The sequence below is a fragment of the Luteibacter sp. SVR4-7G genome, from assembly GCF_056755555.1.
On record NZ_JBPGXO010000010.1, the window covers coordinates 19,976 to 34,246 of the forward strand.

A 14,271-nucleotide genomic window follows, 5' to 3' on the forward strand; every position below is an offset into this window, starting at 1 on the left:
CCTGCGCGCGACATCTTTTCGCGATATCCCTGGAGCTGGCGCGCAAGATTGGGAAACGGGGCGAAAGATGTCGCGCGCAGGCGCGCTCCTACACTACGCGACCTCGTCGACGAGGCCTCGGGAGACACGCGAGGTGGCGAGGGTTTCGACACCGGTCGAGCCGGCATCGCCGGACTCTCCCGACGCACTGCCGTTGCCACCGTCGGCGCCCTGCCCTGCCTGGCGCTGGCCTACGTCGGTCTGTCCGAGCGAGAGACCATGGTGGGCGAGCATGCTGTCGAGCTGCGAGAGCGTCTGCTGCACGGCGTGCACCGCGGCGGGATGCTGGGCCATGACGGCGACGTTTACCTTGCCGCCGTCGAGGTTGACCCGGACATCCATGCTGCCGAGCTCTTCCGGATGCAGCTTGATCCGCACTTCCTTCACCTGGCCCGAGCCCATCCACGCGATCTGCTCGCCCAGTTCCTGGGCGAACTGCGGGGACGTGGCGGGCTGGGTCGCCTGCAGTTGCAGGACGGAGTTCGCACCCTGCCCGATGCCTTGCGCATGCGCGAACGGCATGGGACTCCCGTTCGCTGCATCGATGGACGAGCTGTCGTCCTTCACCGCTTTCGCCTCGCCCTGGGTCGCCAGCAAGGTGGCGAAGGACGCTGGCGTGCCCGCGGGCCCCGCCACGGCACCCGCGGCCAATGCGCCCAGGGTCAGGCCCGGGGATGCGGCAGCCGCGTCCTTGAGGCCCGCCGCAGCATCGGCATCGATCGCCACGGCACCCGGAAGGATGCCGGCGAGCGACGCCGCTGTACCGGCCGCGGCAGCGGTGCCGACCGCCCCGGTGGCGCCAGCGTCCTTCACGGAGCCCAGTGCCCTGGCGGCCGCGTTCGTCACACCCGGGGGCACCCCGATCAGCGAGAGCATCGTGGTAGCGATCGACGTGCCATCGTTGGACTCGTCGTCCTTCTTCGCCGGCTTGTCGTCCTGTTTGCCGGTCGGCTTGGCCTCCTCGGCCTTTGCCGGCGGCGGCGCGTCCTTGTCCTTCGCGGCGTTTTCGGGCTGGCCGTGCGGCGCCCGCGCATCGGCGTGCGCGGCGTCCAGCGCGGCGTCGAACCGCTTCGAAGGCTGTGCGTCGTCCTGTGCAGGAGCCGGAACCGGCGGTGCGGGCGGACGGACAACATTGAGGGCTATGGTGGCGTTGTTCATGCGATGGTCTCTCCGTCTTCGTTCCGCGGCGAACGGCGATATTGCGAGCGCTCGTCGGCCTGCTCCTGCTCGCGGCGATCCTGCGTCCTGCGTTCCTGCTCCCGGTATTTCGAGGTCACGGTATCCAGCGCCTTCGCGCGGCCGCGCGCGTCCGTCCATTCGCCCCGCGCGCGCTCGAGCGCGCGCTCGCGGCGCTGCACCTCGGTCAGCTGCTGGACGATGGCCAGGTCGATCTTCTGCAGGAACTGCTGACGGTTGAGCAACGCGCTGACACCGATCCCGTCAGGCATCTCTGCATATTCGTTGCGGTAACGGCGCAGTTCGACGAGCTGGCGCTCCGCGTCGGCCAGTGCGCGCTGCTGCGTGGCGAGCGCACGCGTGGCGTCCTCGGCCTTCTCGGCGGCGAGGTCCACGACAGGTTGCAGGCGGTCAGCACGCGAGGGCATCAGGTCACCTGGGTGGCTTCAGCGAGGCCGGCTTCAGCCTCTTCAAGACTCACCGGCACGTCGGTTTCCTGCTGGAGGAAGGCCGACAGCCGCGGATAAAGCGCGATCGCCTCGTCGGTGCGCGGGTCGCTGCCCTTCTGGTAGGCGCCTACGGCGATGAGGTCGCGCTGTTGGCGGTACGCCGAGTAAACCTGGCGGAAGCGCTGCGCCGAACGCATGTGGTCCTTCGACACCACGGCAGGCATGACGCGGCTGATCGAGGCCTCGATATCGATGGCCGGATAATGGCCCGCTTCGGCGAGGTCGCGCGACAGCACGATGTGGCCGTCGAGGATCGCGCGCGCCGAATCGGCAATGGGATCGTGCCGGTAGTCGTCGCCTTCGGTGAGCACGGTATAGAAAGCCGTGATGGACCCGCGCCCTTCGGCGTCGTTGCCGGCGCGCTCGACCAGGGCGGGCAACATCGCGAATACCGACGGCGGGTAACCCTTTGTCGCCGGGGGTTCCCCGATGGCGAGGGCTATCTCGCGCTGCGCCTGCGCATAGCGGGTAAGCGAATCCATCAGCAGCAGCACGCGCTTGCCCTGGTCGCGGAAATGCTCCGCCACGGCGGTGGCGACCTGCGCACCGCGCAGGCGCGACAGGGGCGGCGCGTCGGCCGGGGCGGCAATGACGACGGCGCGGCGGCGGCCTTCCTCGCCCAGCGTGTGGTCGACGAATTCCTTCACTTCGCGGCCGCGCTCGCCGATCAGGCCCACGACGACGACGTCCGCATTGGTGAAGCGGGTCATCATGCCCATGAGCGTGGACTTGCCGACGCCGGAACCTGCGAACAGCCCGATGCGCTGGCCGCGGCCCACGGTGAGAAGCGAATTGATGGCGCGCACGCCGGTGTCGAGCGGCGTGTCGATCGGCTGGCGCAACATGGGATTGATCGGGTCGCGACGCAATGGAGCACGCTCACGCGCCAGCAACGGCCCCTGGCCGTCGAGCGGCACGCCGTCGGAGCCGATCACCCGACCCAGGAGCGAGTCGCCGACCGGGATACCCGAGACCGCGGCTATGGGCGTGACCCTGGCGTTCGGCAGCACGCCGTGCATCTCGCCCGTGGGCATGAGCAGCAGGCGGCCGTCCGAGAAGCCAACCACTTCGGTTTCCAGTTGCTTGCCGTCGGCACCGGCGACCATGCAGCGCGCGCCCACCGGGGCCTCGCAGCCCACGGCTTCCAGGGTCAGTCCGACGACGCGGCGCAGTTTGCCCTCTGCCTGCAGCGGCCTGACGTGTTCGGCGTTCGCGCGCCGCGCGGCCAGCGTTTCGCGCCAGTGCGCGTTGCGCGCGGCCACATGGCTTTCGGCGCTCACGGCGCCTCCGCCTCGCTGACTTCAACGTCGTCGCGACCCTGCAACACGCCGTCGATCACCGCGGCGAGACGCGTGCGCACGCGAGCGTCGAGGCGGGAATGTTCGCTTTCAAGACGCACGTCGCCGCGCTCGAGTGACGGGTCGTCGACCACCGTGCCTTCATGGTCGAGCGAGGACCGGTGCTCGCGCACGATCACGGCGTCCGCGGGATTCAGGTGGATCTTCAGGTGCCGCGTGGCCGCCGGCAGCGCGTCGACCGCCTGGCGCACCACGTCGACGATCTTCTCCGGCCGCGTCGCCAGTTCGTAACCGAGCACGCGCTCGGCGATCGTCGTCGCCAGCAGGGCGAGGTCGCCGGCCACCTCGTCGTCCAGGTCGGCGAACGGCCGCTCCACGGCGGCGAACAAGGCTTCGAGCCGGGCCACCTGGGCGGCCAGCTCGCGCTTCGCCATCGCCCTGCCCTCGCTGAGGCCGGCATTGAAGCCTTCCTCGCGAGCCTGGCGTTCGATCGCCTCGATCTCCGCAACCGTGGGCCGCTGCGGGCCTTCATCCGGTTCTTCGGCGGCGTGCGCTTCCACGGCACCGACGACCGGCAGCTCCCAGCGTTCGAACTGTGCGATGCGCTCACGGGCGAGGATCGAGGTGAGGCTCATCAGACGAATTCTTCCCCGCCGCCGGCGAGATTGATCTGGCCCGCGTCAGCCAGGCGTCGGGCCGTGGCAAGCACTTCCTTCTGTGCCGCATCCACCTCGGAGAGGCGGACCGGTCCCTTGACCTCGAGGTCGTCGCGCAGCATGTCGGCGGCGCGCTTGGACATGTTCGCGAAGATCTTCTCGCGGATGGCACCCTCCGCGCCCTTGAGCGCGGTGATCAGGCGGGCCGACGGCACTTCGCGCAACAGCGTCTGCATGCTGCGGTCGTCGAGGTCGGCGAGGTCGTCGAAGACGAACATCAGCTCCTCGATGCGTTCGCCCAGGCCGGAATCGATGCCGCGGATGGAAGCCATCAGTTCGGCCTCGCGCGCTGTCTCCATCGCGTTGAGGATATCCGCAGCGGCCTTGAGGCCTCCGACCGTGGCCGATTTCAGCTTGGTGGAGTTGCCCGAGAACTGGCGCTCCATGATCTCGTCGAGTTCGTTCAGCGCGTGCGGCTGCACGCCGTCGAGCGTGGCGATGCGCATCACGACGTCGCTGCGCGTGCGCGCCGGCAGGTATCCGATCACTTCGGCCGCCTGGTCCGCCTCGAGATGCGCAAGCACCAGCGCGATGATCTGCGGGTGTTCCTGGCCGATCATCTCCGCGATGGCGCGACTTTCCATCCACTTCAGCGATTCCAGGCCCTTGCTGCTGCGGCCGAGGAGGATGCGGTCGATGAGGCCGCCGGCCTTGTTCTCACCCAGTGCGTTGACCAGGATGCGACGGATGTATTCCTCGGTACCGACGCCGATGGAGGTGTGCTGGCCCACGTCTTCCTGGAGCTTGGTGAGCACCTGGTCGACCTGTTCCTTGCTGACGTTCTTGAGCGCGGCCATCGCCGTGCCGACGGCCTGCACGTCACGTGCGCCGAGGTGTTTCAGTATGGATGCCGCGTCCTCCTCGCCCAGGGTGAGGAGCAGGATCGCCGCTTTCTGTGCGCCCGTGAGGGCTTCTTTCTGCTCAGCCGCCATCTTCGGATACCCAGCTCTTGACGACCTGCGCCACCTGCTTCGGATTTTCGGCGGCCATGCGCTTGGCAAGGCCTACCTTCTGTTCGTAGGCCAGCAGCGCGGGCGAACCGAGCTGGGCCTGCGAAGTGGACACGCGGTCCGGGGTCATGTCGTCGTCGTCCACCATCACCGACACGGTCGGCATGGGGCCGGCGAGCGCCACGTTGTTCATGACCATCGGCGTGGGCTTCAGCAGGCCGGCGAGGATCGGACGCAGCACGAAGAAGCCGACGATCAGTGCGATCATCACGCCGAGGCCCTGCTTGATCAGGTCGAGCATGCCCGGGCGTTCCCAGAACGGCGTGCCCTGCGGCGCGTCCTCGGCGACGTTGCCGCGGAACGGTTCGTTGATGACGCTGACGCTGTCGCCGCGCGCGGCGCTGAAGCCCACGGCGTTCTTGGTGAGCTCGGTGAGGCGCGACAGTTCGTCCGGCGTGAACGGCACGCTCTTGAACTTGCCGTCCTTGTCGGGGACCTGCTTGTTGTCGACCACCACCGCCACCGACAGGCGCGCTACCTTGCCGGCCGGGTCGGTCACGTGGCTTACCGTACGGTCGAGTTCGTAGTTGCGCGTGGCGCTTTCGGTCTTCTGCGTCGGGGTCTGCTGGGCCGTCTGCGTGGACGCCTGTGCGCCGGGCTTGCCGCCCGCGGCGGGATTCGCCGCCGTGGCGTTCGCGCCGGTGTTCGGCGGCTGGTTGCTGAGCGCGCCCGGCACGCCGCCGTTGTTCGCCGGCTCCGTGCGTGTATCGCTGCTGGTCTGCTCGCTGCGCAGGGCCGGGTTGTCGTGGTTGAAGGTTTCGCTGGCCTTCTCGGTCTGCGAGAAATCGAGATCCGCGAAGACCTGCGCGCGGACCTTGCCGGCACCGACGAGCGGCGTGAGCAGGTCTTCCACGCGCTGGGTGTAAGTGGCTTCGATGCGGTTGGACAGGCGCAGGCGGCTGTCGCCGATGGCCTGCGCGCTATCCGGGTCGCTGACGGTGAGCAGGTTGCCGCCCTGGTCGATCACCGATACCTGGCGGGTGTCGAGGCCGGGCACGCTGGCCGCGACGAGATGGACGATGGCGGCGACCTGGCCCTGGTCGAGCTGGCGGCCCGGGTAGAGCGTGACGACCACCGATGCGCTGGCCGGCTTGTTGTCGCGGATGAATGCGGAAGGTTTCGGCAAGGCGAGGTGCACGCGTGCGGCGCGCACCGATTGCAGGCCCGCGATGGTGCTCGAGAGGTCGTTTTCCAGCATCGACTGGTAATGGGTGCGCTCGGCCATGTCGCTCATGCCGAACGGGGAATCCGCCTGGGGCACCGCGCTGGCGGCGCTTCCCTGCGGCAGGCCCTGGCCGGCGAGCTTGAGGCGGATGCCAGCCACGTCGGCGGCCGGAACGAAGATCGAACTGCCGTCGGCGCTCAAGGTGTATTGCGTGTTGCTGGCCTGCAGTGCCTGGGTGACGGCGGCGGCGTCCTTCTGTTCCAGGCCGCCGTAGAGCAGCCCGTAGTTCGGCGTGCGCGACCACATCACCACCGCGATACCGATGGCGACGGCGGCGGCGATACCCGCCAGCATGAAGAGCTGCCTCGCCGCCGGCGTCTGCGCAAGCGATTTCAGCGAGTGCATGCGCGATGCCGCGTTGCTGTCCGTGGTGGCGACGCCGTTATCTGCCATGGTTCGACTCGAATCCTGTCATTGCGCTCATGCCGCTCAGATCGACATGTTCATGATTTCTTTGTAGGCATCGACCATCTTGTTGCGCACTTCGGTCATGGCGCGGAACGAGAGGTCGGCCTTCTGCCCCTGGATCATGACCTGGGCGAGGTCGATGCCCGGATCGCCGCGCTCGAATGCCGCTGCCATCTTCGCCGCCTTGTCCTGGTTCGACGCCACGCCCTCGATCGACTGCTTCAGAAGATCGCCGAACGCGCCCTTTGCCGCCGGTGCCGCTTCGCCGACGCCACGCAGCGCGGGCATCTCGGTCTGCGCGCTGATGCGGCGCATCTGGAGCAGGAGGCTGTTGACGTCGATCGTGGTCATGACGGTTTTCCAACGCGTTATCGGGTTTGCGACACCCCGATGCACGTCCTGTGCCAATCGCCCGCGATCAACCTGCCTGCACGGTCTCGGACAAGCCGTACTTGCGCAGCTTCTCCACCAGCGTGGTGCGCTGGACCCGCAGCAGCTTGGCCGCATGGGCGACGACGCCGTTGGCCGAGTTGAGCGCCTGGCGGATCAGGCCGATTTCGATGCCCGCGAGGTGGTCCTTCAGGTCCAGGCCGCCCTGCGGCAGGATGGAGGGGTCGCCCTCCCCGGCATAGCCGAACGTCTCGGTGACTTCCGGCTCGGCTTCCATCATGGCGATGAGCGCGGCGCCCGACACTTCTTCCACCGGCAGCGCGCCCCGGTACTTCTCGGGCAGGTCGGCGGCGCGGACCTCACCGTGCGGCATGAGGATGGCCATGCGCTCGACCAGGTTCGACAGTTCGCGCACGTTGCCCGGCCAGCCATAGCGGCACAGGGCACCCATGGCGCTGGGCGTGAAGCGCACGGAGGACAGGCCGCGCTGGACGAGACGCTGGTTGAACTCGGCGATCAGCGCCGGCAGGTCTTCCAGGCGCTGGCGCAGGGGCGGCATTTCCAGGGGGAACACGCTGAGGCGGTAGAACAGGTCCTCGCGGAAGCTGCCGCGCTCGATCGCGCCTTCGAGGTCGCGATGGGTGGCGGCGATGATGCGCACGTCGCAGCGTTGCGGCCGGTTGCCGCCGACCCGCTCGAAGACGCGCTCCTGCAGCACGCGGAGCAGCTTCACCTGCATGGGCAGGCTCATGTCGCCGATCTCGTCGAGGAACAAGGTGCCGCCCTCGGCCATCTCGAAACGGCCCTTGCGGGTGCTGATGGCGCCGGTGAAGGCGCCCTTCTCGTGGCCGAACAGCTCGCTCTCGAGCAGCTCGGCGGGAATCGCCCCGCAGTTGATGGCCACGAAGGGCTTGTCGCGGCGGGGGGAGCAATCGTGGATGGTGCGGGCGACCAGTTCCTTGCCGCTGCCGGACTCGCCGAGCACGAGCACGCTGGAATCGAACGGCGCCACCTGGCGGATCAGCGCGTTCACCCGTTGCATCGGACCGGATTGGCCGACGAAGCGGCGGCTGGCATGGATCGGCTCCATGCGCGACTGCAGGGCCCGCAGGGCTTCGGAAAGACGCTCGTAGCGCAGCGGCATGTCGATCAGTTCGACGCTGTTGCTGCGGGTGTCGTCGGCAATCAGGGACGTGGCCAGCGGCGAGTCCGCGGCGACGAGCATCGGCACATTCTTTCCGCCGCGGCCGATGGTGGCGAGGTGGCCTTCCAGTTCGTTCTCGTCCTCCACCGTGCCGACGTACACGCCGCGCCAGCTCTCGGCGATCTCCACCGGCTGCAGGCGGCTGGCGAGTATCGGGCGGTAGCCAAGGAAAGCGAGCGCGGAAACGATGCTTTCGGCACGGGAGGCGTCGGACTCGACAACGAGAAACTGGGAAGACTTCACCGGGAATACCTCGCATGTTGCGTTGGGTCGAAGGCCATGGAAGGGGTCCGCAGCGGAATCCCGTCGGCTTCGTTGCAAGGTATCAATCAAGGAGCGTGCCAACGCCGGAATTCCGACGCGCGCAAGAGGAAATTGACGTGGTGGCGCGGCGTTTTAACGCGTGAGGCGAACCGCTTCGTCGATCGGGCGAGCCCTCGCTGGGCCTCGGGTCCGTCAGGCGTGACGGACGGCGTCACGAATGTGACGCGGGACGCCACGCGACGTTCCTACGTCACGTGACGTAAAAGGTCACATGGATTCGGAACCGCCCTCGGCGGGACGCGCCTGCGCCCTGGCCTCGGCAACCTGGCGCCGGTGCTGGCGGAACACCAGCCGCTCGATGCCATCGCGCACCGCCTCGGAGAGCCCGTCGAAACCGACGAACCCCTTGCCGTCGGTGGGCCCGGCCAGCCGCACGCCCGGAAGTTCCAGCGGCAACGCCCGGCAGGTATCGAAATGGATCTTCAGCATCACGGACTGGCCGACCGTCGGCAGACCGGCCCAGGGCAGCACGGCCCCGGCAGCGTTGAAGCGCAGGGGAAGGCGCGGCGGCAGCCCCGACTGCGGGAGGAGCAGGCGGTTCACGATTTCCATCAGGACGTTGAGCTTCGCGTCCAGCCGGGCGACTTCATGGGAAAGCGGACTGTCGTCTTCCGCGCTGTCGGTGCGGCGCTCCATGAGCGCCGACACGGCGACCAGGACGCTGGCGTTACGGTCGTTTATCAGCGCCAGGCCAGCGGCATCCGGCCGGGGCGCAGCTTCGCAGGTGGCGTGGAACGCCGCGTCCCAGGCGACCCGATCGGAAAATGCCTTCCAGCCTTCGTCGCCCATGCGCCCAGCCCCCGCAGCAGAAGGTTATCGCTCAGAACGAACTATACGCGGCCACGGCGCGGCGCACGCGACGGGATGCGTCCCAGGCCACCGCCGCCTCGTCGCGGGCGACGGAGACGAGGTCCTTGATGAGCCCATCGAGCAGCATGATGGACTTCAGCGATTCCAGCGTTTCCGGCGCCGGCCGCATCGTGCCGCTGCGCAATATCGGGTCGCGCTCGGCCTCCAGCGCCGTGAGGTCGTCCCAGCGACCCTCGATGGCCGCGGCGTGCATCGATTCGGTGAGGTGCAGTACGCGGTCGAGGTCGCACCAGGCCTCGGTCATGCCCCCGCTCCGGCCTGCTGGCGGGCTTCAACCGGAATGGCCACCCAGCTATCGCGGAGCTGGCCCAGCAGGCGGCTCACCTCGTCGATGGCTTCGACGTCGCTGTGCAGGTTGGCATGGAGCAGGCGGCGGGACATGTAGTCGTACAGGCCTTCGAGCTGGCCGACCAGTGGCGTGCGCACCTCGTGATTCAACGAGGACTGCAAACCGCCGACGATCTCGATGGCTTTCGAGATGGCCTCGCCTTTTGCCGCCACGTTGCCCGTCGCGATGCAGGCGCGAGCGAGGCGCATGCGTTCGAGGGCGCCGTCCATGAGCATGGTGATGAGCCCGTGCGGATCGGCCGTCTCGACGCCGCCCTGCGTGCGGACCTGCTGGTAGGCGCCTGCGCCCTGGGAATATCCGAGTGCCATGTCTGTGTCCTGGTCCGCCGCTTACTTGCTGGCCGTCAGCGCGTCGAACTGCTGCTGGAGGTAGCTGCTGGTGCCGGCGAGCTTGGTCATCATCGCGTCGAGCGCCGAGTACTGCTGGGTCAGGCGCGTGGTGTAGTCGTCCATCTGCTTGTCGAGCGCGTCCTGCTGATCCTGCAGATCCTTCGTCTTCGCGTTGAGGTTGTTCTGGCGCTGCGTCAGGATGCCGGAAGAGGAGGTCCAGCTGGTGATCAGCTTGTCGAGCCTCGGGGCGATGCCGTTGTCGCCGCTGACCAGGTTCTGCGTTTCCTTGGGGTTGTCCGCCAGCGCCTTGTTGAGCTTGGTCGTATCGAGCTTCAGCGTGCCATCGACCTGGAACGATATGCCGATGTTGCTCAGCGACGTGGGACCGCTGGTATTGCCCGTGAACTGGGAGCCCAGCAGGCTCGAGATCTGGCTCTTGATGGATGCGACCGTGGCATCGCCGATGAGCGCGCCGACCTGCTGGTTGGTCTGGTCGTACTTGGTCAGCTGCTGGTACGTCGAAATGAACGAGTTGTAGGAGGTCACCAGCGAACTGAGCGCGCTGCTGACGGCGCTGGTGTCGTTCGCGATGGTAACAGTGCTTGATCCGGACTTGGTAAGCGTGAGCGTCACGCCGTCGATGGACTTCGAAGCGACATTCGACTGACTGCTCGCAGGCAGGCCGTCGATGGTGAACTCCGCGTTCTGCGCCGGCGTCGAAGGCGTGCCCGTCGCAGGATCGAAATTCAACTGGGCCAGGTTGCCGTCGCCGCCGCTGGCGACCACCTTGAAGGCATTGTCCGTACCGGTGTTCACCGAGGTAAGGACGAGATGCGCTCCGTCGTTGCCGGTGACGATGCTGGCGGTGACGCCGGGGTTGTCCTTGGCCTTGTTGATGGCGTCGCGGATGTTCTCGAGCGAGTTCGCCCCGGACGCGACGTCCAGACTCATCGCCTTGTCGCCGATGGAAATCGTGAGGTTGCCCGTGCCAAGAGCCGACTTGCTGTCGGTGAACGCACTGGAGGTCGTCTTCTGCGAGGTTGCGAGCTTCGTGACGACGATATTGTAGGAATTCGGCTGAGCGGTGCTGTCGGCCGTCGCCGAAAGGATAGTCGAATCGCCGACCGTGGTCTTCTGCGTGGTGAACGCGCTGCCGTCGGTCAGGGCCTTGATCGCGCTCTGCAGGCTCGTGAGCGACGAGGTGAAATTGCCAATGGCGGAAATCTGGGTGGCATTGGCCTGCTGGTCGGCCGCGATCTTCGCGTCCGGGTCCTTGCGCTTGGCGGCAACGAGACCGGAGACGATCTGATTGACGTTGATGGTACTGGTGCCGATGTTGACTGGACTGGTGGCCATGAAGCTCTCCTTGAAGACGCCTCACTGCCCCGGGCGCCAATTTGTCGACGGCTGGCGCCCTTGCGAACGCCAGCCGTGACAACTAAGCAAGTACCCTGCCAAGACCCGGAAGGCCCGGGTCCGGCGGTCAACTCTCTGTTACTGGAGCAGCTTCTGCACGATCTGCTGGCTCTGGTTCGCCTGGGCGAGGACCGAGACGCCGGCCTGCTGCAGGATCTGGGCCGAGGACATGTTGGCCGTTTCCTGGGCGAAATCCGCATCCGTGATGGCCGAACGCGAGGCCGTCAGGTTCTGCGAGATGTTCTGCAGGTTGGAGATCGTGGACTCGAAGCGGTTCTGCACGGCGCCGAGGTCCGAACGGAGGTCCGAGATCGACTGCAGGGCGGCGTCGACGCGGTTGATCGTCTCGTTGGCGCCGTCGACCGTCTTGATGCTGGAGTCGGCGAGCGTGGCGGTGCTGTCGACTGCCGTGGTGCCGGCCGTGAAGCCCAGCTTGGTGACAGCAGGACTGGTCGTACCGGCCGTGACCGTGATGGCCGAGGTGGACGACATCTTCAGCGAGCCGTCGGAAGCGACGTAGGCGCTGATGCCCTCGCTCGTGTGGGCATTGATGGCGTCGGCAACGTCCTGGGTGCTCTTGAAGCTACCCGTGATGTCGAAGGCCGTGCCGTCGCCCACCTGGATCGACAGGTCGCCGGCAGCCAGGGTCACCGGCTTATAAGCGTCTGCGACGCCCGTCGACTTGACCGCGGCGGCGCCGTCGGTCAGCGTGCCCGGGATACCCAGGGCCGTGGCGTTGCCGGCCGACGTGACCGTGATATCGGCGCCGGAGTTATTGGCCAGGGACAGTTCGCCCGAAGCGCTGTCGACGCTCGCGATGGTGGAGCCCGCCGCCGTATTGATGGCCTTGGCGAGGTCCGCGGCAGAGGCGTAGGTCCCCGCGGCGACGTCAGTGGTACCGATCTTCAGGTCGCCGGCAGCCAGGGTCACGCCACCGAAACCGGTCGGCGTGGCGCTGACGGAGGCCAGCTGGCCCACCTGGTTCGCCTTCACGCCCTTGTCGAGACCGACGGTGATGACTTCACCGACGTTGGCACCGACCTGGAAGCTCAGCTGCTTGGCCGAGCCGTCGAGGACCTTCATGCCGTTGAAGTTGGTCTGCGTGGCGATACGGGTCACTTCCGACAGACGCTGCTGCACTTCGGCGTCGAGGGCGGCGCGGTCGCTGGCGGAGTTCGACGCGTTGGTCGACTGCACGGCCAGTTCGCGGATGCGCTGCAGGTTGTTGGTGACTTCGTCCAGCGCCGACTCGGTGGTCTGCGAGAGCGAGATACCGTCGTTCGCGTTGCGGACAGCCTGGGTCAGGCCGTTGATCTGCGTCGTGAAGCGGGTCGAGATGGCGAGGCCGGCGGCGTCGTCCTTCGCGCTGTTGATGCGGTTGCCCGACGACAGGCGCTCGATCGCCGACGACAGCTTCGTCTGCGAGGTGCTCAGGTTGCGCTGAGCATTCAGCGACATGATGTTGGTGTTGATGGTCAGAGCCATGGGTGTGATCCTTTGTAAGCGGAACCGAATGCCGGAGGTTGTGCGGCGTAGTCCGGCGGGGTTCCGTTAGGGAAGCCTTCCGCCTCAGGGAGGTTTACGGCACGCCGGGGAGAAACTTGAGGACTTTTTCTACCTGTCAACAACTTTCTTGATCAGGGCCGCCGGGATGTGCTGTCCGGAGCTCTGACGGGGAAGTTATCGGCCGCTCCCGCGCGGGGTTTAGTGCCGATTTCGGCGGGGCTGGGGCGGAGGCGTCGGACGGGCGATAACTCGACAAAAAAGGCGGCCTGGGGCCGCCTTCGGGAACGCGCTTTGTTGCGTTCTTATTTGAGGTAATTGAACAGGGTCAGGTTCTGCATCTTCACGTATGCCTGCTGCGCAGCGGTGAGTGCCGTCTGCTGCTGCACGAACTGGCTCGTGGCGCTCGCGTAGTCGAGGTCCTGCAGGTTGGACAGCGTGGTCTTGTACTGCAGTTTCACGTCGTCGCCGATCTGTGACTGCTGGTCGAGCGTGTTCATGCGCGCACCGATCTTCGTGCGCGTGTTGAGCAAGCTGGTCGAGGCCTGGTCCAGGTTCTGCAGCTGTGCGTTGATCTGGTTGTTCATCGGCGCGCCGCCGCCCGGCGCTTCGAACGCGTTGATGATGCCGGCGACCGTGGAGAACACGTCCTGGGACGACGACGGACCGACGGCGAAGGTGTCGCCGGCGGCAGGCGTGCCGGTGATGTTGAGCTGCGCGCCCTTGAAATTGATCGTGCCGGTCTCGCCGGTGTAGGTGCCCGTCGCGAGCGGCGGGTCGGTAGGAAGCGCAGCGTTGTCGCGGATCTCGTAATCCGTGGCCGAGGTGAAGGTGATGGTGTAATTGCCACCGTCCCACGCCGAGGCGTCGGTGACCGAGGTGGCGCCCACCACGGCCGTACCGGTGTTGGCTGCACCCGCGCTGGTGACGAAGGTGCCGTTACCCCCGCGGATGGCCATGAAGACGTCCGATCCGCTGTCGCCGGTGGCAACCTGGAGCCCGGCGGCCGCCGCGACCATGCGCTGGTTCTGGTCGCCGCCGTAGCTCACCGTGAGGCCGTCGATGGTGAACGGCTGGGTGGTCGTGCGGCTGCCGGCGAAGATGTACTCCCCCTGCCCGTCGCGCGTATTTCCCAGGGCCACGAGCTGCTTCAGGGTCTGCCGCAGTTCCGTGGCGATGGACTGGCGCGATTCGTCGGTCTGCGTACCGTTCATGCCCTCCAGCGTGAGCGAGCGGATGCGGTCGAGGATGTCGCCGGCCGAATTGAGGGCCTGTTCCTCTACGGAAAGCCGCGTGGTGGCCGACTGGATGTTGCGCGTGTACTGATCGTTTTGCGCAGCGGCCGAATTGGTATCGACGGCACGGGCCGCCGCCGAAGGGTTGTCGGCCGGGGTCTGGATCGCCTTGCCGTTGCCCAGCGCGAGCTGCGTCTGCGACAGCGAATACTCGCGGTCGAGCATCGTATTGACGGCCTGCTGCTGGCCCCAGGAGGTGGAAATACGCAT

The 14,271-nt window shown here is 67.0% G+C and carries 14 protein-coding genes; all 14 read right to left on the reverse strand.

The window, feature by feature from the left end; genetic code table 11:
* Positions 1 to 93: 93 nt before the first annotated feature.
* The 14 genes from ACR9ZH_RS05595 to flgL all read right to left on the reverse strand — a co-directional run bounded on the left by ACR9ZH_RS05595 (position 94) and on the right by flgL (position 14,271).
* Positions 94 to 1,197 carry a flagellar hook-length control protein FliK gene (locus ACR9ZH_RS05595; protein WP_481289774.1) on the reverse strand — a complete coding sequence of 368 codons (1,104 nt, stop codon included), beginning with the start codon at positions 1,195 to 1,197 and terminating at the stop codon, positions 94 to 96.
* Positions 1,194 to 1,643: a flagellar export protein FliJ gene (gene fliJ / locus ACR9ZH_RS05600; RefSeq protein ID WP_481289775.1), complete on the reverse strand. Its 450-nt coding sequence runs from the start codon at positions 1,641 to 1,643 to the stop codon at positions 1,194 to 1,196. Before fliJ ends, ACR9ZH_RS05595 begins: the two co-directional genes overlap by 4 nt.
* The gene (gene fliI, locus ACR9ZH_RS05605; RefSeq protein ID WP_481289776.1) at positions 1,643 to 3,004 is read right to left on the reverse strand and encodes a flagellar protein export ATPase FliI; all 1,362 of its coding nucleotides are present in this window, start codon (positions 3,002 to 3,004) and stop codon (positions 1,643 to 1,645) included. Before fliI ends, fliJ begins: the two co-directional genes overlap by 1 nt.
* Complete coding sequence (locus tag ACR9ZH_RS05610) at positions 3,001 to 3,657, reverse strand: flagellar assembly protein FliH (RefSeq protein WP_481289777.1); 657 nt, start codon at positions 3,655 to 3,657, stop codon at positions 3,001 to 3,003. Before ACR9ZH_RS05610 ends, fliI begins: the two co-directional genes overlap by 4 nt.
* A complete protein-coding gene (fliG, locus tag ACR9ZH_RS05615; RefSeq protein WP_481289778.1) occupies positions 3,657 to 4,670 on the reverse strand; it encodes a flagellar motor switch protein FliG in 1,014 nt (337 codons plus the stop codon). Before fliG ends, ACR9ZH_RS05610 begins: the two co-directional genes overlap by 1 nt.
* Positions 4,660 to 6,366, reverse strand: coding sequence for a flagellar basal-body MS-ring/collar protein FliF (gene fliF, locus ACR9ZH_RS05620; RefSeq protein WP_481289779.1), 1,707 nt, complete (start codon positions 6,364 to 6,366; stop codon positions 4,660 to 4,662). The genes fliG and fliF overlap by 11 nt, the downstream gene beginning before the upstream one ends.
* Positions 6,367 to 6,402: 36 nt before the next feature.
* On the reverse strand, positions 6,403 to 6,732 hold the full coding sequence (fliE, locus tag ACR9ZH_RS05625) for a flagellar hook-basal body complex protein FliE (RefSeq protein WP_481289780.1): 330 nt from the start codon (positions 6,730 to 6,732) through the stop codon (positions 6,403 to 6,405).
* Between the two features lie 67 nt (positions 6,733 to 6,799).
* On the reverse strand, positions 6,800 to 8,218 hold the full coding sequence (locus tag ACR9ZH_RS05630; RefSeq protein ID WP_481289781.1) for a sigma-54 dependent transcriptional regulator: 1,419 nt from the start codon (positions 8,216 to 8,218) through the stop codon (positions 6,800 to 6,802).
* Positions 8,219 to 8,506: 288 nt separating this feature from the next.
* Positions 8,507 to 9,088 carry a PilZ domain-containing protein gene (locus ACR9ZH_RS05635; RefSeq protein WP_481289782.1) on the reverse strand — a complete coding sequence of 194 codons (582 nt, stop codon included), beginning with the start codon at positions 9,086 to 9,088 and terminating at the stop codon, positions 8,507 to 8,509.
* A gap of 31 nt (positions 9,089 to 9,119) precedes the next feature.
* Positions 9,120 to 9,413, reverse strand: a complete 294-nt coding sequence (locus ACR9ZH_RS05640; RefSeq protein ID WP_481289783.1) for a flagellar protein FliT — start codon at positions 9,411 to 9,413, stop codon at positions 9,120 to 9,122.
* Positions 9,410 to 9,826, reverse strand: a complete 417-nt coding sequence (gene fliS / locus ACR9ZH_RS05645) for a flagellar export chaperone FliS (protein ID WP_481289784.1) — start codon at positions 9,824 to 9,826, stop codon at positions 9,410 to 9,412. The genes ACR9ZH_RS05640 and fliS overlap by 4 nt, the downstream gene beginning before the upstream one ends.
* 21 nt (positions 9,827 to 9,847) lie before the next feature.
* Positions 9,848 to 11,203 (reverse strand): flagellar filament capping protein FliD, encoded by a 1,356-nt coding sequence (fliD, locus tag ACR9ZH_RS05650; RefSeq protein ID WP_481289785.1) that lies wholly within the window; start codon positions 11,201 to 11,203, stop codon positions 9,848 to 9,850.
* Positions 11,204 to 11,341: 138 nt separating this feature from the next.
* Entirely contained in the window at positions 11,342 to 12,748 is a 1,407-nt protein-coding gene (locus ACR9ZH_RS05655; protein ID WP_481289786.1) for a flagellin N-terminal helical domain-containing protein, read from the reverse strand.
* 323 nt (positions 12,749 to 13,071) lie between these two features.
* Entirely contained in the window at positions 13,072 to 14,271 is a 1,200-nt protein-coding gene (gene flgL / locus ACR9ZH_RS05660) for a flagellar hook-associated protein FlgL (protein WP_481289787.1), read from the reverse strand.